Annotated in this window: 27 protein-coding genes and 1 pseudogene; 5 read left to right on the top strand and 23 right to left on the bottom strand. The window is 34.8% G+C overall.

What is annotated here, in order from left to right:
- Positions 1-42 precede the first annotated feature (42 nt).
- Both ACNQGH_RS10195 and ACNQGH_RS10190 read right to left on the bottom strand, forming a co-directional pair.
- Positions 43-1,342: pseudogene (locus tag ACNQGH_RS10195) on the bottom strand (O-acetylhomoserine aminocarboxypropyltransferase/cysteine synthase family protein).
- A gap of 421 nt (positions 1,343-1,763) precedes the next feature.
- Positions 1,764-2,054, bottom strand: a complete 291-nt coding sequence (locus tag ACNQGH_RS10190) for a DUF6922 domain-containing protein (RefSeq protein ID WP_417955893.1) — start codon at positions 2,052-2,054, stop codon at positions 1,764-1,766.
- 118 nt (positions 2,055-2,172) lie between these two features.
- On the opposite strand from ACNQGH_RS10190, the gene ACNQGH_RS10185 reads away from it, so the two are divergent.
- From ACNQGH_RS10185 to ACNQGH_RS10170, 4 genes are all read left to right on the top strand, one after another.
- A complete protein-coding gene (locus tag ACNQGH_RS10185; protein WP_417955892.1) occupies positions 2,173-2,367 on the top strand; it encodes a hypothetical protein in 195 nt (64 codons plus the stop codon).
- Positions 2,368-2,600: 233 nt separating this feature from the next.
- Positions 2,601-2,801 carry a DDE-type integrase/transposase/recombinase gene (locus ACNQGH_RS10180; protein WP_417955891.1) on the top strand — a complete coding sequence of 67 codons (201 nt, stop codon included), beginning with the start codon at positions 2,601-2,603 and terminating at the stop codon, positions 2,799-2,801.
- A gap of 49 nt (positions 2,802-2,850) precedes the next feature.
- Positions 2,851-3,057, top strand: coding sequence for a hypothetical protein (locus ACNQGH_RS10175; protein ID WP_417955923.1), 207 nt, complete (start codon positions 2,851-2,853; stop codon positions 3,055-3,057).
- Positions 3,058-3,870: 813 nt separating this feature from the next.
- Complete coding sequence (locus ACNQGH_RS10170) at positions 3,871-3,993, top strand: hypothetical protein (protein WP_417955890.1); 123 nt, start codon at positions 3,871-3,873, stop codon at positions 3,991-3,993.
- A 222-nt stretch (positions 3,994-4,215) separates the two neighbouring features.
- Here ACNQGH_RS10170 and ACNQGH_RS10165 read toward each other — a convergent pair whose 3' ends face one another.
- The 6 genes from ACNQGH_RS10165 to ACNQGH_RS10140 all read right to left on the bottom strand — a co-directional run bounded on the left by ACNQGH_RS10165 (position 4,216) and on the right by ACNQGH_RS10140 (position 10,954).
- Positions 4,216-5,169 (bottom strand): HipA domain-containing protein, encoded by a 954-nt coding sequence (locus ACNQGH_RS10165; protein WP_417955889.1) that lies wholly within the window; start codon positions 5,167-5,169, stop codon positions 4,216-4,218.
- Positions 5,162-5,494 (bottom strand): HipA N-terminal domain-containing protein, encoded by a 333-nt coding sequence (locus ACNQGH_RS10160; protein ID WP_417955888.1) that lies wholly within the window; start codon positions 5,492-5,494, stop codon positions 5,162-5,164. The genes ACNQGH_RS10165 and ACNQGH_RS10160 overlap by 8 nt, the downstream gene beginning before the upstream one ends.
- Before the next feature lie 5 nt (positions 5,495-5,499).
- Positions 5,500-5,718, bottom strand: coding sequence for a type II toxin-antitoxin system Y4mF family antitoxin (locus ACNQGH_RS10155; RefSeq protein WP_417955922.1), 219 nt, complete (start codon positions 5,716-5,718; stop codon positions 5,500-5,502).
- Between the two features lie 444 nt (positions 5,719-6,162).
- Positions 6,163-8,583 carry a sensor histidine kinase gene (locus ACNQGH_RS10150; protein WP_417955887.1) on the bottom strand — a complete coding sequence of 807 codons (2,421 nt, stop codon included), beginning with the start codon at positions 8,581-8,583 and terminating at the stop codon, positions 6,163-6,165.
- A gap of 177 nt (positions 8,584-8,760) precedes the next feature.
- A complete protein-coding gene (locus tag ACNQGH_RS10145) occupies positions 8,761-9,762 on the bottom strand; it encodes a type I glyceraldehyde-3-phosphate dehydrogenase (RefSeq protein WP_417955886.1) in 1,002 nt (333 codons plus the stop codon).
- A gap of 253 nt (positions 9,763-10,015) precedes the next feature.
- Positions 10,016-10,954 (bottom strand): ring-cleaving dioxygenase, encoded by a 939-nt coding sequence (locus tag ACNQGH_RS10140; protein WP_417955885.1) that lies wholly within the window; start codon positions 10,952-10,954, stop codon positions 10,016-10,018.
- Between the two features lie 321 nt (positions 10,955-11,275).
- Here ACNQGH_RS10140 and ACNQGH_RS10135 point away from each other — a divergent pair, with 321 nt between their 5' ends.
- A complete protein-coding gene (locus ACNQGH_RS10135; protein ID WP_417955884.1) occupies positions 11,276-12,868 on the top strand; it encodes a sigma-54 interaction domain-containing protein in 1,593 nt (530 codons plus the stop codon).
- 2 nt (positions 12,869-12,870) lie between these two features.
- On the opposite strand, the gene ACNQGH_RS10130 is transcribed toward ACNQGH_RS10135, so the two are convergent.
- From ACNQGH_RS10130 to ACNQGH_RS10060, 15 genes are all read right to left on the bottom strand, one after another.
- Positions 12,871-13,488 (bottom strand): TMEM175 family protein, encoded by a 618-nt coding sequence (locus ACNQGH_RS10130; protein ID WP_417955883.1) that lies wholly within the window; start codon positions 13,486-13,488, stop codon positions 12,871-12,873.
- 3 nt (positions 13,489-13,491) lie between these two features.
- Positions 13,492-13,842: a cupin domain-containing protein gene (locus tag ACNQGH_RS10125; RefSeq protein WP_417955882.1), complete on the bottom strand. Its 351-nt coding sequence runs from the start codon at positions 13,840-13,842 to the stop codon at positions 13,492-13,494.
- Positions 13,842-14,462, bottom strand: coding sequence for an alpha/beta hydrolase (locus ACNQGH_RS10120; RefSeq protein ID WP_417955881.1), 621 nt, complete (start codon positions 14,460-14,462; stop codon positions 13,842-13,844). The genes ACNQGH_RS10125 and ACNQGH_RS10120 overlap by 1 nt, the downstream gene beginning before the upstream one ends.
- A 17-nt stretch (positions 14,463-14,479) precedes the next feature.
- A complete protein-coding gene (locus tag ACNQGH_RS10115) occupies positions 14,480-14,770 on the bottom strand; it encodes a GNAT family N-acetyltransferase (protein WP_417955880.1) in 291 nt (96 codons plus the stop codon).
- A gap of 3 nt (positions 14,771-14,773) precedes the next feature.
- Positions 14,774-16,132 carry a sigma-54-dependent transcriptional regulator gene (locus ACNQGH_RS10110; protein ID WP_417955879.1) on the bottom strand — a complete coding sequence of 453 codons (1,359 nt, stop codon included), beginning with the start codon at positions 16,130-16,132 and terminating at the stop codon, positions 14,774-14,776.
- A 9-nt stretch (positions 16,133-16,141) separates the two neighbouring features.
- On the bottom strand, positions 16,142-17,086 hold the full coding sequence (locus ACNQGH_RS10105; protein WP_417955878.1) for a sensor histidine kinase: 945 nt from the start codon (positions 17,084-17,086) through the stop codon (positions 16,142-16,144).
- 53 nt (positions 17,087-17,139) lie between these two features.
- Positions 17,140-17,805, bottom strand: coding sequence for a YoaK family protein (locus ACNQGH_RS10100; RefSeq protein ID WP_417955877.1), 666 nt, complete (start codon positions 17,803-17,805; stop codon positions 17,140-17,142).
- A 7-nt stretch (positions 17,806-17,812) separates the two neighbouring features.
- A complete protein-coding gene (locus ACNQGH_RS10095) occupies positions 17,813-18,286 on the bottom strand; it encodes a Dps family protein (protein WP_417955876.1) in 474 nt (157 codons plus the stop codon).
- 1 nt (position 18,287) lies between these two features.
- Positions 18,288-18,716, bottom strand: coding sequence for a DoxX family protein (locus ACNQGH_RS10090; RefSeq protein ID WP_417955875.1), 429 nt, complete (start codon positions 18,714-18,716; stop codon positions 18,288-18,290).
- A gap of 12 nt (positions 18,717-18,728) precedes the next feature.
- The gene (locus ACNQGH_RS10085; protein ID WP_417955874.1) at positions 18,729-20,615 is read right to left on the bottom strand and encodes an amidohydrolase; all 1,887 of its coding nucleotides are present in this window, start codon (positions 20,613-20,615) and stop codon (positions 18,729-18,731) included.
- Between the two features lie 7 nt (positions 20,616-20,622).
- A complete protein-coding gene (locus ACNQGH_RS10080) occupies positions 20,623-21,384 on the bottom strand; it encodes a M17 family peptidase N-terminal domain-containing protein (RefSeq protein ID WP_417955873.1) in 762 nt (253 codons plus the stop codon).
- Between the two features lie 207 nt (positions 21,385-21,591).
- A complete protein-coding gene (locus tag ACNQGH_RS10075) occupies positions 21,592-22,983 on the bottom strand; it encodes an alginate export family protein (protein ID WP_417955872.1) in 1,392 nt (463 codons plus the stop codon).
- Between the two features lie 44 nt (positions 22,984-23,027).
- Positions 23,028-23,660 (bottom strand): hydrolase, encoded by a 633-nt coding sequence (locus ACNQGH_RS10070; protein WP_417955871.1) that lies wholly within the window; start codon positions 23,658-23,660, stop codon positions 23,028-23,030.
- 11 nt (positions 23,661-23,671) lie between these two features.
- Positions 23,672-23,989 carry a phosphoribosylpyrophosphate synthetase gene (locus tag ACNQGH_RS10065; protein ID WP_417955870.1) on the bottom strand — a complete coding sequence of 106 codons (318 nt, stop codon included), beginning with the start codon at positions 23,987-23,989 and terminating at the stop codon, positions 23,672-23,674.
- Between the two features lie 75 nt (positions 23,990-24,064).
- Positions 24,065-24,883, bottom strand: a complete 819-nt coding sequence (locus ACNQGH_RS10060) for an alpha/beta fold hydrolase (protein ID WP_417955869.1) — start codon at positions 24,881-24,883, stop codon at positions 24,065-24,067.
- Positions 24,884-25,144: the final 261 nt, after the last annotated feature.

Here is a 25,144-nt window from a genome sequence, read left to right as displayed (position 1 = left end):
AATAAGCCAAAGACCCACTTTTCAACCAAAAAACAAAACTAACTAGTGTTGTTGTATTTTTTGAAGTTCTTTGATGCTTGCGAAAGCGGCTTTCAAATCTCCTTTTAAGTCGTCAATATCTTCTAAACCAACCGACAGTCGAATCAGGTCTTTGCTTACACCGGCATTCAATTGCTCTTCATCGGTTAGTTGCTGGTGCGTGGTACTGGCCGGATGAATGATTAGTGATTTAGTATCTCCAATATTGGCCAAAAGCGAAAATAATTGTGTGCTGTCGACGACTTTTTTAGCTGCTTCATATCCTTCTTTTAATCCGAAAGTAACGACTCCGCTTTGCCCTTTTGGCAAATACTTTTGAACTAAAATATAGTATTTGCTTGTTTTAAGACCAGGATAATGCACCCAGGCCACTTCATCCTGGAATTCTAGCCATTGTGCCAGTGCCAATGCGTTTTGGCTGTGCCTGTGCATTCGGACGGGCAAGGTTTCTAATCCCTGAATAATCTGAAAGGCATTGAAAGGACTCAAGGCCGCGCCATAATCGCGCAAGCCCTCTATTCTCACTTTTGTAATAAAAGCCGCATTGCCTAATGCTTCATGATAAACCAGGCCGTGATAACCCGTTGAGGGTTCCGTAAATTCAGGGAATTTTCCATTGGCCCAATCAAATTTTCCTGCATCAATAATAACACCTCCAAGTGAGGTTGTTTCCGGAAATGTATTTTGTCAGCGAATGAATTACAATATCGGCTCCATACCGAATCGGATTCAATAAATAAGGAGAGGCAACGGTATTGTCAACAATAAAGGGGACTTTGAAAGCCTTAGCTGCTGCTGAAATTGCTTTCAAATCCAAAACGTCTAATTTGGGATTGCCTAATGATTCGACAAAAAAAGCTTTTGTATTTTCCGTTACGGCATTCGTGAAATTGGACGGATCTGTTGGATCTACAAATGTGGTGGTGATGCCTAATCTGGGCAAAGTCACTTTTAATAAATTGTAGGTCCCGCCATAGAGACTGTTCGATGCAATAATATGGTCTCCGGCTTTCAGTAAAACCAAAATTGTTGTTGCAATGGCAGCGGTTCCTGAAGCAGTAACCACCGCTCCAATTCCTCCTTCTAAAGTAGCCAGCCGCTGCTCTAAAATAGCAGTGGTGGGATTGTTCAGTCGGGTATAGATAAATCCATCTTCAGCCAAGCCAAATAAAGTGGCGGCCTGTTCTGAATTGTTGAAAACATAAGAACTGGTTTGATAAATGGGTACCGCTCTTGTTCCAGCATTTTTGGTTACGTTATGACCTGCATGCAGTGCATTTGTTTCAATTTTTTTTGTGCTCATAATCGTTATATTTTTAAATGTTTTTTTACTAAATAAAAATGAAAAGCCAAACGGGCATAAAAAAAACCCTGCGGCTTGCAGAGGTTCTATTTATTTTTTTAAAATAATTATAATAGAAATTCTGCGGAAGATTCCGGCATCATTTTACACATATTGTATAGGCTTGTTTTCATTTTTTCGTTGTTTTGATAAGGCAAATTTGCAAACTATTTTTTATTCCACCAAGAAAAAACTCAATTATTTTATAAGTTCTATGGAATTAGTATAGTTATATTTAAAAAATTTCTTTTTAATGTGATGTGTAACAGTAGGATTGAAGTATTAATTCTCGATGCAGAAATTAAAAGCTAAGTATTTACAGAGGTTTACAGATTTTGAGGTAATTCTAAAATAGTTTGTTTTAGAATGGCACTTACTGCACTCATACTTGTTTGAAACGTGCAAAAGTGGGTACATTGTATCTTTTTGCTACCATTGCACAAACTTCGTTGCTAATACGCTCTTTTGTGGTTTTTAGGTATTTAAGAATTAGTGTTTTGGAATAATACCGTTCTAATTTAACAATATCTGTTGCAAAAGTTTCTTGGTTTGTGGCAAACAAAGCTCTTGGGATTATAATATCCTTATCTCTGGAGAAACTAAGTTTACTATAATCCATATCCCAAAATAAGTGTTTGGGAAAAATTGTCGCTATGTTAACTGATTGTTTCACAATAGAAAATTAGTGATTTTTTTTGTAATAACAATCGTTAATAAATGTTTTAAATAGCTAAGGTTCTGTAGCATCTGAAAATAACTTTTATCTTTAGGGCTTTTAAATCCTTCGTTCCATGAAATATCAAACGTCATTGCTATCCAAAATATATTATTCTTCAATCTGTACATTTCAAACTTTTACGATAAGCTATCGGGATGTTGAGGAAATAATGAAAATGAGAGGAGTTCAGCTTGACCATGCCACAATTCAGCGTTGGGTGTATAAGTTTAGTCCTTTTATCGAGGCACACTTTCACTGGAATACTTAGGTTATCTATCCGTAAATATACATATAGATTATACAATAGTGTTTCATCAACAAATTAATGATAAATTACTATGATTGAATATCAGGATTCTGTCGCATCAGATTTAAATTTTGGAATTTAAAATTATTCAATTCATGAACAGTAAAGGTCATTGTTATCCAAAATCTATTATTCTCCGGGCGGTATACTTCAAAGTTAGATTTACTTTAAGCTATATAGATGTTGAGTAGATAATGAAGATGCGGGGAATTCAGGTTGATCATGCTACAATTCAACGTTGGGTATATAAGTTTACGCCATTTATTGAGGCGAAAATGGAGAAACGTAAACTAAGTGTTGGTAGTAGTTGGAGAATGGACCAGACATATATTAAAGTTAAAGGGCAGTGGTGTTATCTATATAGAGCTCTTGATAAATCTAGGAAATACTGTTGATTTTCTATTGACCAAACGAAGACAAAGAATGAGTGTTTAATCTTTTCTTATTAAAGCAATTTGCAATAATTGTAAACCAAGAATAATTAAGATTGATAAAAGCGGTTCAAGCATAAGTGCCATCAAAGTTTATAATAAGAGTTCCTTTTGTAAAATAATAATTCGGCAATGTAAATATCTTAACAACATTGTTAAACAAGATCATCGTTTTATCAAGTGGAGAATTTTAAATGGATTAGGATTTAAAAATTTTTAATCTGCCAGACGAACGTTAGATGGAATATAGGTTGTACACATGTTTAGAAAGAAACACATGATTAATCCTGGGGATTACTATGTTTAAATCTTTCTATAAACTTGTAGCATAAACTTAGTGTAGAGTGTAGTCTAATTCACTTGCGTTTTATTAAATACATGCGAAAGAACCAAATAATGAATAGGAACGATACCCGCGCGAGGGATGTGGAAATCCTCTTGTGTAGTTTATGAAGCAAGGGACTATAGCGAAAAACCAGACCTGCCTTTTTCGGCGGGATGAGCCATAAAGATTGGTCTTGTAGTGAAAAACCAATGCGACGGGAACAAATGGAAAAAAAATGGCAGCCCCTCTAATGTGTAAGAAATATACTTATATTTGTAACAGCATGAATAAAAAATAGGCAAAAGAAAAACTTTCCCTTATCATACCATTATGCAACAAAAGCGGTCGAGTTTATTCGTGATAAATTAGTTGGCGGCAATTCAACATATTCAAGGAAAATCAAAATATAAAAAACTTTAGTTCAGAATTTTAAAAAAAAAACAAAATAATGATACAATTAATTAAAGAAAACAAATTCGAAGAACTAAAACAGAGTTTGAAAAATTCCAGCGATTTTCAAATACATAAATTTCTTATAGAAGTTTTGGAAAAAAACAAAATTGAAATTGATGGCGAAAAGTTTTAGCGCTAAAAAGTTTCAAGAGGGATTTATTGAAGGCTTGGAAATATATTCGGTTCTTAAAAAGTAGCAGTATTTGCCATCAATTGAATAAATCCACTATGAATTAAGGTGTTTACTTATCCGATATGGAAGAAATCTATAAAGTCAAACCCGAAATTAGAGAAAAATTACAAAGTTTTATTGACATACTTAAAAAGAGAGCTGATGAAGATAAAGCAATTGCAAATATTGCAGCTGCTAAAGCTTAAGTCAGTAATTCAATCGGAAACTTACTTGAAAAATTTGAAATAGGTGAAGATATGTTGCAATTTGCCTAATGTGCAGGTTGACCAAACTCAATTAGCAATCAAAATTTATCATGGAATAATGAATGATTTTGAATCTGTTAAATCATCAAGTGACCTATTTCCAGAAATTTCACAGGTCGCTACACGATCAAAAGAAGAAATCCTGTTTGATTTATGTATGTTTTATTGGTATAGTATTGTATATCTTTCTTCCAAAAGGATTTTATATTTTTCTTTGTATTCTTCTGATAAGAACGAATTATCGATCCATTGGATAGCAACTGTTTTGTTTTTGAGGAAACGTTTCCTAATACCTCCAATTTGTTTGTCGTTTAGTAGTAACATTTTGCCTAATCGTTCGAAATTTCCCCATTTTATCTTTTTCTTTTTTCCTTCCAAAGTCAAAGCCAATTCTTCGGTATCGTCTGGATTGACTATAGCTACGTTTAGGAGGTCATAGGCCGGAGCTAATATCCATTTATCTTCTGTGTTTATCATAGAGAAGTTTTTCAGATGCATATCGTTGTTCCCCGTTAAAAAGCTGAAGATGGCTAATTCCAGAAAATACACTTTATCCAGCAAAGTATTATCGGAATATTCGTTTAGAGCTTTACCTATTTTTTCCATTGAGCTTTTGTATTTATCAAAAGCCTCAGTAATCTGGAACATGTCGAGCATATGGATTTTTTCGCCTGTGTCTTTTCTGTCTATGCGTTTGGTAATATAAGAAAGCTCTCCTGATTGCAAACGGATTAAACTTGACTTTACGACATTTATCCCGAAGGCTTCAGCAATACGCATCGTTGTATGTTCGTTTTCAGGCATTTCCGGAAAGCGGTCGGAGGGTGGTTTGAGAATATAATTTCCTCCTAAAGCACCTACGACGGTAAGACGTCCTTTGTTTCCGTCCTGAATAGTATCATTTACTAAAGATAAGGAAAGTTTAGGCTGTACTCCTGGAACGGCCACTCTTCTTTCTACTACATTTTTTGCCAATTCTGCCATCTGTTTCAGTGAATGTTCAAATAATGGCTGCTGTTTAGTTCCGAAGAAATCCAGACTGCACTGTTTGTGAAAATCTCCGGCTGTATTTTCGTCCAATACTTTGTAACAATATAAACACTTTTTATTATTCATTTTCCTGTGGTATTGGTTGGACACTTACGGCTCCGATACAGCTTTGGCAACATGCCAAAAGCAAGCCCATTCGGTCATTTTGATTGATTTTCCAATTTTTGGAAGCAATATCTAATAACCATCCTTCGGGAATCAATCCTTCAAAAAAAGGAAATAGACGTTTGTCAGTATAGGGTTTTGGACTTACTGGCATAGTAAACGTGAGAAACTGCTTTGGGTACTCTTTGATGTATTTTTCTTCGTATTGAAAAACATATTCACCTTCATCAGTTTCCGTGAGTATTCCCGCCAAGAGGTCTTTATAGTATATAGCTGCTTTCCTCATTCCTATTATTTGTTGGTTTTGGCTAATTCTCTAGCATTTACCGGAGCCAGAGTATGCCCAAACATTTTGAGTACTTGATTAACCTTTTCCAGATTGAGGTTTTCTTTCCCTTGTTCTATTTTTCGAATTACCGTAAGTGCTACTCCGGCACGTTCGGCAAAAGCTTCTTGCGTCAGTTTTACTTCTTTTCTTTTCTCTTTTACAAAATCGGCTAGTGTCATAATTATATGCTTTTACAACGAATTTAAACAAATGTACTAAATTATATGTTTAAACATATAATTTAAATATATAAATAACTTTTATATGTTTAGGCATATAATAAAAAAAGATCTCATTGCAAAAATCAGTGGCATTGACCACTAATTACCAAAATGAAATAACTATTTAAATTCGGTTCCAATTGATCATATAATTTTGTGAAATTTTACTTGTAAATGTGAACTTGTAATGATTTGGATAACTTAGGCCTATGTTGGTAGTATGCTCGGTTTAAATTGAATAATACTGGTCACTTTACTCTGAAAGTACTGTTCAAATTGTGCAGAAAGAACGTGGTCTAACTGACCGTTTTTTCCAATAACCTGTCTTTTATAAATATATAAATAAAATTTAATCGTCTGCAGCATGAGAGAAACACTCGCGTCAGATACTCGAGCCATTCAAGTTTATTGTTTAAATTCCTTTTTAAAAGCCAATTTTACAGTTAAACCATTTTCATTCTCTATAGACAAATCTCCTTCGAGTGTATCACTTAAACCTTGAATAAGTGTCATACCGAAGGAGTTGCTGTTTTGCAGGTCCGATACGTTCGGAATTCCAATTCCATTATCAGCAATAATCAATATATAGCAGTTCTCCGTAATTTCTATAAGTGAAATTTTGATAAGACAATTCGTTTTATTTGGAAAAGCATATTTTATAGAATTGGTAACGACTTCATTCATAATTAATCCGAGCGGAATTGCCTGCGAAATGTCCAATTCAATCGGGTCTATGTGCATTTCAAAATCAATACATTGTTCAACATTAAAAGAATCCTTTAAATATTCGACCAGTTCACTGCAATAAAAAGGCATATTTATAGTAGACAAATTATCTCCCAGATATAATTTCTGATGAATAAGCGACATCGCATGTATTCTGTTCTGACTGTTTTTGATAGTAGAAATTGCTAAATCATCTTTTAAATAAGCCGATTGAGAATTGAGCAGACTTATTACGGTTTGAAGATTGTTTTTTACACGATGATGGATTTCCTTTAAAAGCCATTCTTTCTCCTCAACCAACTGCTGGAGCTTTAAATTTTTAAGATTAATTTCTTTCTCTTCAAGTTCTAATCTACGGGTGTTTCGCTGCTTAATTTTTGATGTGTTGTACAATAAACCAATAATAATCAGTAATAAAACTAATGAACTGATTGAAATCGTATTTAAAAGTCTTGAAGAATTTAATTTGCTTTCCTGTAGTTTAGCCTGTTCTTTTAAAGATTTGATATTGTGTTCTTTATTTACCGTTTCGTATTTAAATTTCAAGTTTTCAAATTCTTTATTCTTAGCAATATTGAACATAGAATCCTGAATTTTAGTATAATTTTCATAGTGTTTAATTGCCGAATAGTAGTTTCCGGAAAGTGAATCAATTTTAAATAGCGAAAGTTCTAGAATGTTAGGATTAAAGCCTTGTTTTTTATCTTTGGTTATAGAAAATATTTTATTGGTAACAGCTTTAGCTTTATCTACTTTATTTACCTTGGTATAAAATAATGCCATGTAGGAATAATGCGTAGCGACATCTTTTATCGTTTCTACAGTGTTTAATTTTTGCGCATAAAAATCCATTTTTTCATAAGTAGCCTCGGCTTCTTTCATTCTGCCTAAATGCTCTAAACAATATGCTTTAATCTCATAAAGTATCATGTTGTCTAAGTCATTTTGAGGAGGATATTTTTTGTAGGTACTTTCGAGATAACTTAAAGCTTCAGAAAATTTCCCTCGATCAGTAAGAGAATCTAAGGCACTGAAAAAACTTTTATACCAGGCACCGCCGCTAAGTTCTCTTTGATTATAACTAATTCCCTTCTCGTAAAATTTAATAGCTTGTTCATAATACCCCATTCTGTTATAAATATTACCTAAACGCATGTAAAAACTATCAGCAAATCCATAGTCTTTTGTTTTTTCCATTGAATGTATACTCTGTAAAGCATAGTAAAGAGCATTTTTTACATTATCATTGAGAATTTCGATATAGGCAATAGTCGTTTCAGTATAGTGCGTATATTCGAATCCTATTTTCTTTTGAAGAGCCAGGCTGCGTAAGCATTCCTCTTTGGCTAGTTTAATGTTTCCAGTCCAGAAATGAACCGTAATTATTTTCATTAAGGTCTCAATTTCTTTTTCTTTAAAACCTAGTTTTTTATAGAGATCCATAGCTTCAGCTAAAACAACTGCTTTTTCAGGATTATCATTTGGCATAAAAGTTCCTTGATTGTCAATTGCTTCAGCGATGATTTTATTGTCATTAGTTTTTCTGCTTTCGGCAGTAAGCTGTGCGAAAATAGTTTTGCTTAACGCGGTATTTCCCGCCTGATAATAATATTTTGCCAAAAGAAATTTAGTTTGAAAATTCCATTTTTTAATTTTGATTTCTTTAGCAAGTTTTTCAGCTTTAGTGATATATAGAAAAGAATGGTTAAGATCCGCTTTGTTTGTGCCGGGTTTAAAAAGGTAAAAGCTGGCCAGTTGTAAGGTCAGTTTTATTTGGTTCACCAATTGTAATTTTGGAAGCAATTTTTCCGCACCGCGAATATTACTAATACTAATTAAATCATTTCCAGGAAAGTAAGATCCGTCATTATAACCTTCGTCATTAACTAATGTATAAGGGATTATATTGGCTTTACAGACTAAAACCATCGCACTGTCTATATCAATCACCCCCTGATTTGAGCTGTGCACGTAGATGCCCATATCCTGAATCATTAATCGGGTTTTCTGCAGCTGCAATTTATTCTCAGCAATTTGGTTCTGACTAGTAGATTTTATGGTTAAAAGAAATAACAGACTTAAAAAGATTGCTTTTTTCATGGTTTAATTTTGTTTGGTGCAGTAAAGCTAATAGTTTATAAAACTTTTTTGCATTAGAAGTTGCAGTTATTTTTCTGAAACATTTTAATCAATAATGGTAAGTCCACAAAATCAAAAAAAGCTACCTAAAAAATAGATAGCTTTTAATAACAAATTATTAAAGGGTATTGCTGTAAATTAAATCTTTCCAGATATATAAGCAGCAACTTCAGCAAGTCTGTTAGAAAAACCCCATTCGTTGTCATACCAAGTCGCTACAGAAAGCAAGTTGCCTTCTTTTACTGTAAGCGGTAAATCGATAATAGAAGAATGCGGATCGGCCACAATTCTGGCAGAACTCCATTGGTCTTCCAAAACATCCATGACCCCTTTTAAAGAGCCTTCTGATGCTGCTTTTCTAAATGCATTGTTTACTTCTTCTATGGTACAGTCTTTTGTAGTAACCAAATTTAATTCGGCAATACTTCCAGTTCTTGTTGGAACTCTGTATGCTTTTCCAGTAATTTTAAGATCGCTCCAAATAAACTGTAAAGCTCTCGCAGCACCAGATGATGACGGAATTATATTTTCGGCAGCAGCCCAAGAATCACGTCTGTCTTTCATTGGTTGATCTGTCAATGATTGTGTATTGGTATAAGAGTGCACAGTTGAAAAAAGTCCATATTCAATCCCGAAGTTTTCCTTGATCACTTTTACAACAGAAGCCAATGCATTTGTGGTACAGCTTCCCATACTGATGATTTTATGGTTTTCAGCATCAAATTCATCCAAATTTATTCCTTTTAAAAGAACGGCATCACAATCTGCTAAAGATTTACTTGGCGCACTTACTAAAACATATTTTGCTCCGTTATCAATGTGTTTCTGAGCATTATCTCTTGTAGTGGCGCGCCCTGTGCAATCTACAACCAAGTCAACTCCTAAAGCTTTCCAATCTGGAATTTCCAGTTTAGAATTCTTGTACGGAATTTGTTTGTCGCCAATAATAAAATTTCCATCTACTGTTTTTACCTCTTCTTGCCATCTGCCATAATTGGTATCAACGCTAAAAAGTGCTCCCAACATGTCTATATCTTGAATGTCTGCAATGACTTCAGGAACAAAAAAATTGTTTTTTAAAGCTACTCGAAGAAACTGTCTCCCGATTCTGCCAAATCCGTATAATGCTATTTTTGCCATGATATATGTATTTTTAATTTACTGGGTTTATTTTTCAATACATAGGAGACATAGATTTCTATTGTGTAAAAGACGTTTTACTTTTTTGGAAAACACATAGCTATGTGACTCAAATATTTGACTAAAAAACCTCTTTTTTTTCTATGTTCCGAATGTGTTCAATTTTTTTAATTTGCTGGGTTTAAATTTGGAAAACACATAGAAAATAGTTTTTAGTTTCTATGATTCTATGTGTTTAATCTGCATTTTAGAATTAATTAATTTTAACCAAATGGTTTTCAATTTTGGCCCTGTCTGACTCATATTGTGCAGGAAGTTTCAAGTTTTGACCTAATTCTTCTAAACTTTCATCAACAGTAAATCCAGGATTTTCTGTAGCAATTTCAAACAAAACTCCCCCTGGTTCTCTAAAATACAGAGAGTGGAAATATTGTCTGTCTATTTGTGGTGTAATCGATAGACCATAATCTTCGATTTTTTCACGGAAGTGCATTAAAATCTCGTCGTTTTTCACACGGAACGCCACGTGATGCACAGATCCGTTAGCCACATGTCCGCGTTTTTCTTCAGCCAATTCTACCAAATCAACAATGGCAGCATTTTCTACAGTATCAGTTGCGTAACGGTAACGGTTTACATCCTGTTCGATCAATTTGTAACCAAATAGGTCTGTTAAGATGGCAGCAGTAGCTTTGATGCTGTTTAAAGTCAAAGTGATGTTATGAAAACCTTTTGTTGCAACGTCAGCTTTTACTTCGTCAGTTTCCCAAGCTTTTCTGTTGTCCTCAGTTTTAGATTCGATTAATTCTAATTTTAAACCGTCTGGATCTAAGAAAGTAAGATATTTTTCTCCGAATTTTTCAGCTGGTTTATTGTAAATTACATTGTTTTTTTCAAAACGTTTCTGCCAGAAATCAAGACTTCCTTTTGGCACAGAATATCCAATTTCTGTTGCCATTCCAGAACCTTTTCTTCCTTGTTGAATTCCTTCTCCCCAAGGGAAAAATGTTAAGATTGTTCCAGCACTTCCAACTTCATCACCAAAGTAAAAATGGTAAGTTCCCGGATCATCAAAATTCACTGTTTTCTTAATGAAACGTAATCCTAATATGTTTGAATAAAAGTTGAAATTACGTTTAGCGTCACCTGCGATTGCAGTAATATGGTGTAAGCCTAAAATTTTATTTTCCATAGTATTTTTTATTTATAAGTTGTTATTGATTTTCTTTTACAAATTTACTTCCGTTATGGCTGTGCATCCATTAATCTAGATTAAGAAATAAAAAAAAACGATAATTTTTTTTGTTGGACAAATAAAACCAAATAATATTCCGTTTTGTTTAATTGGTTGTTAATTAGTAATTTAAATATTAAATATAGTTTTTAATTATACGATATGTCGTAATTTTATGAATTGAAAATGTTTTATTTAAAAAATCAATAGTATTTTAAATAAGGCCATTTCTTAAATTTACCCCGTTACCGCATTAAAATACCACACCAATTATTGTTTATGGAAAAGAGGACAGATCAGACCGCAGTTATTATGAACAGATTACAGGAAAGAGAAAAAGAACAACTGCAGATTCTGTCGATTTGCAGCGCACTTGCTCAAGCTTTATCCAAAGAGGAATTTAATGCGGTCGTTAGCGGTTTATTAAAAGAACATTTCCATTTTGATGATTTCATTTTTGCTTCATCAAATGAAAATGAAACGGAATATCAAATTTTTTATCAATTTTTACAGAAAATATCAGAAGGGAAAAGTTATGCCATGAATGATGGTTTTTTTAATGCTTGTTTGGAGTCTGCCGATACTGTGGTTTTCGATTTAAAAGCTGTAAAGGATAAGAAAAACAATTTTCCGGGTTACATCAATATAGTGCAGAACAAAGGTTTTAAAAATGGAGTTGGGATTTGTCTTCCTTATATTAAAGGAAATCGAAATGTGCTTTTTCTTTTCTTTAAAAATGGCACAACTTTTGGCAGAGAATCCAGCCGAACTATTCGTGGCATCGCCATGCAACTTTCTATTACCGTCAGAAATATTATGATGGCAGAAGAATATGAAAATAAGATCGATGAATTGAAGATTTTGAAAAGGAATTTAGGCGAAAAAAAAGCACTAGCTTTAGATATAAAAAGTGAAGGTTTTCATGGAATTGTAGGCAACAGTAATGCCATGCAAAATGTTTATGAATTAATCGCTCAAGTGGCCCCATCACAATCTACGGTTTTTATTTTTGGTGAAACCGGAACTGGAAAAGAATTGGCAGCAAGTGCCATTCATAATTTGTCGTCGGTTTCGAATAAAAGAATGATTAAAGTGAATTGTGCATCAATTCCTGTAAATCTTATTGAAAGTGAATTATTCGGACATGAAAAAGGTGCTTTTACGGGAGCAACAGAATTAAGAATCGGGAAATTTGAACAAGCCGAAAACAGTACCATTTTTTTAGACGAAATAGGAGAGCTGCCTTTAGAACTGCAGGGAAAACTGCTTCGTGTTTTACAGGAAAAAGAAATTGAAAGAATTGGCGGAGAAAATACCATAAAAGTAAATGCAAGAGTCATAGCAGCGACAAACAGATCACTTGAAAAAGAAGTTGCCGAAGATCGTTTTAGAAGTGATTTATATTACAGATTAAATGTATATCCAATTCCTTTGCCTGCTTTACGTGATCGCCGAGAAGATATCGCAGTTTTAGGAAATTTTTTCTTAAAAAGACATGCTGAAAAAATCGGAAAAAAGATTAAAGGTTTTTCTAAAAAAGTCCTTAACAGTATGACGGCAAATGAGTGGCCGGGAAATGTTAGAGAATTAGAAAACATGGTGGAAAGAAGTATTTTGTTTGCCAAAGATGAGGTTATAAAAGAAATGATTTTTCCTCAAATTTTTAGGACAGAATCGGGTAAGATTGAAACTGAATTTTACATAAAAACACTGCAGGAAGTAGAGAAGGACCATATTTTAAGGGTCGTAAAAAAATGTAACGGTAGAATTTCCGGTCCTCAGGGTGCTGCTGTTCTATTAGACTTACCGGGAACAACTTTAATTTCGAAAATGCAGAAATTAGGAATTAAAAAAGAGCATTTTTTAGGCTGATATTATTCCTGGGCGATATTTATTTTTCCTGAAGAAACTGCCCAAAACAACAACAAAATCATACTGATAGTCAAAGCAATTGCCGGAAACTGAAAGGAAATTCCGAACGCAATTAAATACGTTGGAAGTCCGTATAAATAATTATTTCTGATTTTCCTGATAGCCGAATTTGTAATTCCCGGACGCAAAAGCTTTTTGTTATTACTCGCAATAAACCACAAAAGATTGTACGAAATATTGATAAGCACAAAGATTCCTGTATAAATTGCCGCGGCAATATTGGAAGCTTCACCATCAAAAAAACGGGCTAATAAAGCGGTTGGATAGGATACAGCAGCAACCAGAAAAAGAATCAAACCGTTTGCAAACATAATGGCAGTATTACGACTGTAAATTTGTTTGAAAATCTTATGGTGATTAACCCACATGATAAAAATACTGAAAAAAGAAAGTGTAAAAGCAAGATACGATGTCCATTCGCCTTTTAAATATATCAATAGTTCGGTGTTGTTTTTTACAGCATTAGTGTCTGGAGCGTGAAGATCTAGGACCAAAAGCGTAATAGAGATGGCAAAAACAGCATCACTAAAATTCTCTATTCGTATGGTTTCTTTTTCCATTTTTTATAATTTTATAAATATTGACTTTCGCAATTTTGGTTCAATATTTTTGGTCTTGTGCCCTTTACCAGTTGTGTCTTCCATCAATAATATCGAACCCGTATTAAAGATTCTTTTCTCTCCCAATGAAGTTTCGATTTCTACACCGCCTTCTAATAAAACAATATATTGACGGTCCGGAGCATTATGAAAATCATAATCATAAGTGGGACTGACTTCTCTAAAAACAATCGATTTTACAGGTTCATCATCAGATAGAAATCCAATTTCGCCATTGTTTTTCAACGGAACTTCAAAATCTTCAAAATGACTTTCGCCATTTTTATCGCTGTAAACTCGCGTAATCTGGATCATTATTTCTTAGAAAAAATAAGTTCATTCGCCAAATCAACTTCATCCTGACTTATAGTATGTCCCATATTGATGTAGATTTTTTTAGTAACTGAAGCGCCCATTTTTTTAAGAAGAGCTTCGGTTTCATTTACTCTTTCTACAGGAACGTGAAAATCAGGATCGCTTGTTCCGATGAAAATGGGTGTATTTTCGAAGTTACCGGCATAATGATCTTCGTAAACTTTATCTCCAATAAGTCCTCCTGTAAAAGCCACTACACCGCCATATTTAGCAGCATTTCTAGCCGTAAATTCTAAGGCAAGGCAAGCTCCTTGTGAGAATCCCAAGAAATAAATATTTTCTTTTTCAATACCGTTTTCCTGAACTGCAGCTACAACTTGAGCAATAGTTTTTAATGATTTTGAAAACGAAGGTTCATTCTCCTCAATTGGAACTAAAAACGAATACGGATACCAAGTTCTGTTTTCTGCCTGAGGTGCAATTAATGCAAAATCTTCAACCTCAAGATGTCTTGCAATCGAAAGAATATCATTAGAACCCGCACCACGTCCGTGTAGCATAATTAGCGCTTTTTTGGCCTCCTTTAGCGATACGCCTGCTGTTATATTTTCTAAACTCATATAGCATATTTTTTAGATTATTTTTTCCAGATATCCTGATATTCGTCGGGATGTTTCTTGAATTGTGCATGTACATAAGGGCAAAGCGGTAACACTTTCAAATTGTTGGCACGTACATAAGAAACCATTTCATCTAAAAGTTTCTTTGCATACCCTTTTCCTTCGGCTTCTGGTTCAACTCCAGTATGGTAAACGGTCAATAAATCATCTTTGATGCTTACCCTCATTTCTCCTAGTTTTTTGTCATCAACATAAAGATTAAAAGCACCATGGTTTTTCTTATCTAATTCTAGTTTTATTGTTTCCATATTTTAATTATATCCTTGTTTTATACCTAATTTTTTCATTTTTGAATACAAAGTCTGTGGCTGCAATTTCAGGAGTTCTGCAGCGCCTCCTTGGCCAGAAACTTTACCGTTGCAAGTTTGTAATGCATTCATAATGTGTTCTTTCTCCATTTCTTCCATAGATTTGATTTTTCCGGAATTCTCTGAAAAAGAATTCGAAGTATTGGACGGAAGATCAAATTTTTCGATTTCAGTTGTTTTGGCCAGTAATACATTTCTTTCTATCAAATGTTCTAATTCGCGAATGTTTCCCGGCCAGTCGTATTGCATCAATTGATCTAAAGCTGCAATACTAATATTGCTGACATTTTTACGTGAATTTGCTGCATATTTTTTTAGAAAGTAAAAGGCCAACGCTTCAATATCTTCTTTACGTTCTTTTAAGGTAGGCAATTGTATCGGGAATACATTTAATCTGTAATATAGATCAAGCCTAAAACGCCCTTCAGCAACTTCTTTTTCTAAAGATCTATTGGTTGCCGCAATAATACGAACATTAATTTTAATGGTTTTATTGCCTCCAAGTCTTTGGATTTCTTTTTCCTGTAAAACACGCAATAACTTTACCTGAGAATCAAGTGGTAATTCACCAATTTCATCTAGAAAAATTGTTCCGTCGTTTGCCTGTTCAAATTTTCCAATTCGTAAAGCATTTGCCCCCGTAAAAGCACCTTTTTCATGTCCAAAAAGTTCCGATTCTATAAGTGAGTGCGGTAAAGCAGCGCAATTAACTACGACAATAGGATTTGATTTATGAGCTGAAAGATCATGTATAGCGTGGGCAACTCTTTCTTTTCCTGTGCCGCTTTCGCCAAGAATCAATACAGAAGTTTCGGCTGGCGCTACAATTTTTATTTTTTCAATTACTTCTGTTAAAAGATGGCTTTCGCCAATAATTCCATCAATTTCTTGATTTTCTGTTTCAATTTTAATTTCTGTCAATGTTCCTTTTTCCTGATCAAATTTATATTTGGCAATGTCCAGCATTACAATAAGGTCTCTTTCTCTAAACGGTTTTACCATAAATCCATACGGATGCGTAGCTTTTACGGCTTCAAGAGTTGTTTGGTTGGTGTTTGCCGAAATATATAGAAATGGTAATTGCCGTTCTCGCAATTCCCAAGCCAAATCAATTCCAGTCAAATCACCTTTTAGCATGATATCGAGTAATACCCAATCTGGTCTTTTGACTTCGATTAGTTTTCGAGCCTGAACCACAGAAGAAGCGATGCCGGTTACTTGATAACCTGCTTTGAGCAACATGATTTTTAAGTCATTTGCTACAATAAATTCATCTTCGACAATTAGAATTTTCTCCTCCATTACTTAAATTTATATAATTTCAGAATTATCGGTTGATCCTTCAAATTCTTTGTTTTTTGTAAATGTGATTTTGATTTTCAGCCCGTTATCATTCTTCATATCAAAAGTTCCGTCAATCTGATCGCTTAGACCAATCATTAAATTCATACCAAGCGAATCTCTTTTTGTATCTTCAAAATTATCCGGAAGACCAACTCCATTATCTGCGATTATAAGCTGATAATTGTTTTGTTCTGTATTTTTAAGAGATATATGTACTTCGCCTTTTCGGTCTAAAGGGAATGCATATTTAATAGCATTGTTTAGTGCCTCATTTATTATTAATCCCATCGGAACTGACTGAGCTACATTAAGATACACTTTTTCTGTATCTAAAACAAAATTGATCTTTTTCTCGGTAGCAAAACAATCTTTCATGTAATTGATCAATTCATGAATATACCAGGACATATTTATACTTGCTAAATTATCAGATTGATATAATTTTTGATGTATGAGCGACATGGCATGCATTCTGTGCTGACTGTTTTGTATTGCCATTAAAGCATCTTCATTGTCTAAATAAGCAGATTGTGTGTTTAATAAACTAATAACAATTTGAAGGTTATTTTTTACGCGATGGTGAATTTCTTTTAAAAGCCATTCTTTTTCTGTCAGCAATTTTTTGTTCACATCGTTTTGTTCACTAATCTGTTTTCTCTTGATTTCTAATTGTTTCTTTGTTTTCTTTTTTAGTTTAAAACGACTGTATAAAAGGACTATAAAAAGTACTAAAAAGATAATGCTTCCTATAAAAACATTTCTGATAATGGCATCATTATGATTTTGTAATTCCTGAAATTTTAACTCTTCTTCTGACTGGGCGATTCCACTTATGCTTACAAGTAAAAATAATAATGCAATACATAATATGCATAACTGTTTTTTAGCAGAAAAAATGGGGCTACCATTCATTTTTTAAAGATAGTGTATTATCAGAAATATGCAAATCAATATCAGATCTTTGCCTAGTTTTTACGATGGTAGAGGTAACAGATTATGATAGCAATTCCAGGTATAATTAAAGTTCCTAAACCGAAAAACTTTCCTGCGATTGCTCCTAAAAAACAACCTGTAAGAAAACCCATAATAGTAACTACTTGTTTCTTAAAACTTAGCAGAATTTCAGGATCTTTTATTCCGTTTTTTAATAAGTTTCCCAAATCAAGAGAAGCTTGTGTAACATTACCGGTCATCATAGTTGTTGGGCCGTATGTTTCTTTGCTGTACAATTTTCCAAAAGCATTTTGAAGTCCCATAGCAAATACGGTTGCCATTGCAACGGCGTACATTGTCCACTCTGAAAAGATTTCTAAAAAGCCAAAAGTATAAGTGGCAATACCGCTTAAAACCAATAGTATACCTTCCCAAAATAAAATAGTATACCGATTGGTACTTTTTAAGGCAATTCTACCACCCACAATAACCGCTATTATAAATACCGGAAAAGTAAGCAGTTTTATCCAGGCATGCACATCAGAACCTTTAATAATCTGATAAGCAAAGACAATAAAGTTGCCCGTAACGTGTGCCGAAAATATAGAATCTGCAGCGACAAAAGTTACGGTATCGCAATACCCTGCTATCATGGTGAGAAGCAGGGTTACGTACCAAATGTTTTTTTGTATTTCCATAATTTGATTATTTTAAGTGTGCGCGAAGCATCCAGGCCATTTTTTCGTGATTTTCTAAAAGACCTGTAATATAATCGCTCGTTCCGGCGTCGTGTAGTTCAGTAGCAAAATTATTGATGTTTTCACGCAAGTGAATTAGAATACTTTCGTGGTCAGCAAGTAATTCTTTGATATATCCGGTGCTGTCGTTTTTTTCTCTAGATTCTTCAGTAAGTTGTGTTAGCGCCAGATATTCTTTTAGAGTTCCGGGCGCATAATGGCCTAAAGTTCTAATTCTTTCAGCAACAGTATCTACAACTTCATCAAGGGCTTGGTATTGCTGTTCAAAGAAAAGATGTTTGTTGTAAAAATCAGGACCTTCAACATTCCAATGTGCTTTTTTTGTCTTGGTATATAATACAAATTCGTCTGCAAGAACTTTAGTTAATACATCAACTACTTTCGAGATACTTTCTTGTTTAATTCCGATGTTTGCTTTCATTTTAAATTAGGTTTAATAAATAATAATCAAGTGAATATTTTCCGGCACCCAGTGCCAAAATAAGTAATAATGATAAGGTGTACATATAAGGAACGTCGCGTACTTCAAGCGAATCTTTTCTGTGCACAACAAAATATCCTACGGCTGTAACACCAATTGTAGGCAATACCACAAGTCTGGTTCCGATGCCTAGAATGATAAGAAACGGAACTACAGTGTCAGAGAAAGTAGCTACTAATCCGTTTAGTTTCTCGGGTAAATGCAGCGGATTCGGAATAGCTTCTCTCTGTCCATTTTCAACTCTGAATTTCTTCATTCCATGTACTCTAAAGAGCTCAACTGCAAGTAATACTCTAAATATTAAAAGTGCCCCATTATTGAATGATGTTCCTAAATCGGAATAAAGGATTTGTTTTATAATTTCAATCATTTCATTTAAAATTTAGAATGCAAAACAGGAACAGCCCAATGCTCCCCAAAATGCATTATAGTTATTTACGGGCACATTGCTCATTCGGGCAACATCATGACTATGAGCGTGAACATCACAGCTTCCGCTGCAACTGTGTATTTGAGATGTTAAACCAGGTTTTGCCGTTGCTTTCGAATTCTTTTCGACAATGCTCTGAAAATTACTTCTTGCTGGATATCCGTTATAGCTATTTGTTGGCGACCAATCTGGTAAAATCGGAATGTTTGGCGGAGAAAACGAAGAGAAATCGCCATTAGCATACACAATTTTTCCGTCGACAATAGTCAAATCAGCTTCAATTTTTTTAATGTCTTCATCGCCAATATTAAAATAATCGCGATCCAGAACTACTAAATCAGCAAACATTCCGGTTCTGATATCTCCTTTTTTTGCTTGTTCCTGAGAGAACCAAGCGCTTCCTCTGGTATACAATTCCAGAGCGGTTTCTCTGCTTAATCGGGTTTCATTGTACAATTGTAAACCTCCAACAGTTTTTCCAACCGTCATCCAATACATGGAAACCCACGGATTGTAACTGCTTACTCTCGTAGCATCAGATCCACCACCAACAGGAACTTCCATCTCCAACATTTTTTTAATTGGAGGTGTATTTTCAGCTGCTTTTGCTCCGTATCTGTCTGTGAAATATTCTCCCTGATACGCCATTCTGCTTTGTACAGCGATACCGCCGCCAAGAACTTTAACGCGTTCGATGTTTCTTTCGTCAATAGTTTCGGCATGGTCAAATATCCAGGGAAGCCCGTTAAACGGAATATCCTGATTTACTTTTTCAAAAACATTTAAGAATCTCGAAATGCTTTCGTTATAAGTGGCATGAAGCCGAAACGGCCAGCGATTTTCTACCAAAAGACGCACTACTTTTTCAAGTTCAGCTTCCATGGTTTCAGGTAGATCAGGTCTTGGCTGTAAGAAATCTTCAAAATCGGCAGCAGAAAAAACCAACATTTCACCCGCACCATTATGGCGGTACATATCATCTCCCTGGTATAATTTTACAGTATCTATCCAATCCTCAAAATCTTCAAATTCGTGTTTTGGTTTTTGGGTAAAAAGATTATACGCAATTCTTACTGTAAGCTGTTTCTTTTCATTCAATTCATTAACGACTTTATAATCGTCCGGGAAATTCTGAAAACCTCCTCCGGCATCAATAACACTTGTAATTCCAAAACGGTTCAGTTCTTTCATGAAATGACGTGTAGAATTGATTTGATGTTCGTAAGAAAGCGTCGGGCCTTTTGCTAAAGTCGAATATAAAATCATTGCATTTGGTGTGGCAATAATAAGTCCGGTTGGTTCACCGTTTGCATCGCGCTCAATTTGTCCTCCGGGAGGTGCGGGCGTATTTTTAGTATAACCAACTGCTTTTAATGCTGCCCTGTTCATTATTGCTCTGTCATATAAATGCAGGATAAAAACAGGAGTTTCAGGCGCAATTGTATTGATTTCTTCTAAAGTTGGCATTCTGCGTTCGGCAAATTGAAACTCAGACCAACCGCCAACGACACGAACCCATTGCGGATTTGGCGTACGATCTACTTGCTTCTTTAACATTCTAAGTGCATCTGCAAGTGAAGGAACACCGTCCCAACGCAGTTCTAAATTATAATTTAGACCGCCTCGAATAAGATGTATGTGCGAATCGTTGATTCCGGGAACAACTCTTCTGTTCTGAAGGTCGATTATTTTAGTTTCTTCAGATGCAAATTCCATTACATTACTATCATTTCCAACTGCAATAAACTTTCCGTCTTTGATTGCTACGGCTGTAACATTGGGAGTTTCAGCATTGAAACTATGAATTTTACCGTTGAATAAAATTAGATCTGCTTTCATAATTCGATTATTTAGAGTTAAGCTTTTCAATTGCTTCTTTGATTCCTTCGCCTGCAACATTGTAGAATGCAGGACCTGCAAGCAAAGTGATTTCTGTTAAAGGCTTGTGATCTGATAATTTTTTATTTTTTAAGTAAGTCTGTGTTCTATAAGCTTCAAAAGATCCTAAAACTACATTTGTTGCAATTAAAGCTGTTGGAGAATCGATTCCCGCATCTTTGATATCACTTGCAAATGAGTAATCGCTAACGCCCAAACGCAAAGCTTCGCGCATAGCAACACTTCCTACGCTGATCATTAAATCGGGTGTGAATTTATTGCGGTCACCAAGACCAATAAGCAATAATTTCTTAGCTGCCAGAGTTCCTTTTGGTGGTGTGATTAATAAGGTTTCTAATGAATGGCCTGTAAACTTTCCGCTTTTGCGTAATTCGGTAATAACTCCTTTTAATGCGTCGTCTAAATGTATCATTCCGTTTAGGTTTGCAGGAAGAGCGGGAGGGTTGAAGATGTCGCCTTCTGTGTATTCAAAAACACAGGCAACTTGTAATTCTGCTACTGCTGCAGATGGGCCCTGAACTAAGCCGTTTATGGCAACTCCATCAACTTTTCCCCAGGTAACAGTAGTTCCAAGTGAAGCCATTTTGGTTTCAGGAACAACTTGCGCAAAAGTGATATTGGTAAATGAACCAAGAAATAAAAATGTGATAAAAAGAAATAGAGAAGAATATCTAGGTCTGTATTTTGAGAAAATCGATATGTTTTTCATAATTATAAATTGAGTTAATCTGTTAAGTGTAATTCATAAAAAATATTTAGCACATAGGAACATAGATTTTATGTATATAAAGAACGTAAAAAAAAATATTTTTTGTACATAGCTGACGCTGCGTTTTAAATAAGTGAAATGCCTTTTTAAAATTACAAAATCTATGTTTCTATATGTTAAATTAATTACGTCCCATTGGTTTCGTTATTAAAATTTAAATCCGAGTTTAACATTAAAGAAAACGCCGTCTTTAGAATTTGGTATTATGTCGTCTATAAATGCACCAGTTTTGAAATATTGAATTCCGCTGACAAGCGAAATGTATTTACTTACGCTATAAGAAAAATTGGCAAGATATGCCGTCCCGATATACCGTTTGTCTGAAGCACTTCCGGGAAGATTCAGCGTGCCGCTTGGTCTATAAACACCGTCTTGCAGTGAATATCTCCAGTTAAATACCACGTCGACCTGCATCTTTAGTTCCGGCAGTAAATCCAAGGTAGCATAAGGATGAATATCGATAAGGTTTACTGGCCCAATTTGCGGACTAAAGCCAAAATAACCTCCTTTTGGATACAGCGGATTAAACGTTTGCAGGTTTCCATCGCCTTTGTTTTTGTCTCCTGAGATGTAATCATTTCGGAGATTTATGGTTGGCTTGAATTTTATGTTCTCAAAAGAATAACCCAAATCGGCAGAGGCTGTCCAGGCATTAATAGTTCCTGATCCAAAACTCCCAAATTGATACGCAGCTTCCAGATTATAAATAAATCCACCGCCGTATTTCCAAAGTCTTGCGCCTATTGTATGTCGTTTTTCCGCAGCAATTCCTTCTTCGAATACAGATTCTATTTTTTGTATACCGAGATAATAAAGATCCAGATTTGCTGCTTTCGGGAAAATGATTTTAGAATAGGCACCCCAAAGATTAAGTTGTTTAGACATTTTATTGTCAAAAACGCCCTTGTATACAGTGTTTGCCATCATAGCAAAAGCGTCAATTGAGAATCTTGCTGAAGTATACATTATTTTCCCACCTGTAAAATAAAGTCTCGCATTTGGACCTTCTCTCACGGAAATCAATCTTCCGGAGCCATAATCCAGTTCTTGCCTTCCGGCGCGAACAGCTAGTTTTTCATCTTCTTTTTTCCATAAATTAACATCTAAAAAAAGATTCTGAACATTCAATTGATCTTCGTCAATTCCTCTGGGACCATTGACTCTTCCGTCTTGCAAAGCACTTCTTAGTTGCGCAAATACTCTAAAGGTTTTTCCTAAATGGATATCGACATGAAGATCATAGCGTTGCAAAAAGAAGTTGTTGTGGACAATATTTAATCTTCCCCAATCTTCATTGTCGAAATCAGCATATTCATATCGGGCTTCGCCGCCAAAAGACATATAGCTATCTTTCACTTTGTTTAACGGAACGAATTTTAGATTCTTATAAAAGTTTCTTGTCGAATCTTTTAAGAATTCATAATTTTCGTCATAACGCAAAAGCTTAAAATTTTGAGCCGATGCAATGCTTCCCATTAAAAGAAAAGAAAGTACAATTGTCCTGAAGTTTAGCAATATGGATTTTGATGATTCCAACATAATGAAGTATAAGAGATTTATAATACAGCAAGTAGAATTGGTAATTAGTGTTTCAGCATGTTATGTGCATAATGAATCCCTAATCCGTAAGATCCGCCGTGTTTTTTCATTAAGTTCGTTACCGGAACATACGTTTCTTCACGTGCCCAATCTCTCTGAAGTTCCAGTAAGTATTGAATTGAAGTTATTGGTTTTGCACCAACTTGTATCATTCTTTGAATGGCACGTTCGTGCGCTTCCGGGCTTACATCACCGCAGGCATCTGTAATTACATAAACTTCATAACCTTCGTCAATAGCAGATAAAGCCGGGCCAACAATACAGACTCCTGTCCACAATCCTGCAAGAACTAATTTTTGTTTTTTTGTTCCCGTAATGGCTTTATGAGCGTTTTCATCTTCCCAGGTATTCATGGTTGTGCGATCGATATATCCTGAAGTTGCGATTGGATAAAATTCTTCAACTTCTGGAAACACCGGACCAGAAAAGCTTTCTTCAGCTACTGTTGTAACAATTGTTGGTACATTGAAGATTTTTGACGCACCGCAGATGATGGCAACGTTATTACGTAATTCGCTTAACGGAATACTGGTTGTAGCGAATGCCATTTGTCCTTCAAAGTCAATTAAGACTAAGGCGTGATTATCTGGGGATAATAAGTTAATTGATGGTTTCATAAAAATTGATTTTAATGGGTTGAAAGTTTTTTAATCATTTCGGAAGAAACAGCGTCTGCGTAGATCCCAAAAGCACTCGTTAAAACACCTTTTATATTGTAAGCGTCAGATATAATTCCGTAGACGATATCTTCATCACCAGGATCTGTATCGCCTTCAAAACGGAAAAAATATTCGATCTTGAATTCTTCAGGAGACATGGTTTGTGTGTTATTATTATAACGGATACAGTTTTCATCAAGATTAAAATTTTCTGTAAAACCTTGCTGACTTAGCCATTGTAAAGCTTCTGTAACTGTATCAAAAGACGGCTGTTGCGATGAACTCATAATTTGTAAAGATTAAACTGCCCATAAAGCAAGAATTATTACAGGCAGTTTTGATTAATTGTAAGTAACGTTTGCTTATGATTTAATAAAAGCAAGAATATCTTTATTGATTGTTTCCGCCTCTGTAGTTGGCATACCGTGAGGAAACCCAGGATAGGAAATTAGTTTTCCGTTTTTTAATAGTTTTGCTGCTCTAGGTGCCTGACCATAAGGTACAATCTGATCATCTTCTCCATGTAATACAAGAACAGGAATATCTAAACTCTTAAGATCTTCTGTAAAATCTGATTCAGAGAAAGCTTTTATTCCTTCATAATGTGCTAAGACTGATCCCATCATTCCCTGACGCCACCAATTGTGTTTAATTCCTTCCTGAACTGTTTTTCCTTCGCGGTTCCATCCGTAGAATGGAATAGGAAAATCATAGAAATATTGTGCTCTGTTAAATCCGGTACCTTGTCTTATTTCATCAAAAACAGCTAGTGGCACACCTTCAGGATTTGTTTCATTTTGGATCATAATCGGGGTTACAGCACTAATAATTACTGCTTTTGCAATACGTCCTTTTCCATATTTTGCCGCATAGCGTATCACTTCGCCGCCGCCAGTTGAATGACCTACGTGAATAGCGTCTTTTAAATCAAGGGCAGCTGTCAATTCAGCTGCGTCTGCTGCATAAGTTTCCATATTGTTTCCCTCTGAGCTTTGACCAGAGCGGCCGTGTCCGCGGCGATCATGTGCAATGACCCTGTATCCTTGTTTTACGAAAAACATCATTTGCGCATCCCAGTCATCACTAGATAAAGGCCATCCGTGGTGAAAAACAATTGGCTGTCCAGTTCCCCAATCTTTGTAATAAATTTCTGTTCCGTCTTTTACTTTTATTGTACTCATTTTTTATGGTTTTAGATTAATAAATTCTAGAGATAAATGTCAAAATTAGTAGGGTGATTAAATCTAAGTTTGATTTAACAGGTGTTGTTAAATTTCTTGTACAAGCTTACAGAAGGCGCGAAAGTCTGTCGATTAATCTAGAGAAGAAAAAAGTTATTCTCGTATGCTACCTATTTAATATGTAAAAGCACCTGCTTTATTTGAGTTGCTAATTTTAAATGATATTGAATGATGAATCTTCTACAGAATGGCTTTTAGCCA

This window comes from Flavobacterium kochi, from assembly GCF_048286715.1.
Taxonomy (GTDB): Bacteria; Bacteroidota; Bacteroidia; order Flavobacteriales; family Flavobacteriaceae; genus Flavobacterium.
Note: the sequence above shows the minus strand (reverse complement) of the source record. Positions and strands in the feature narration are given on the sequence as shown.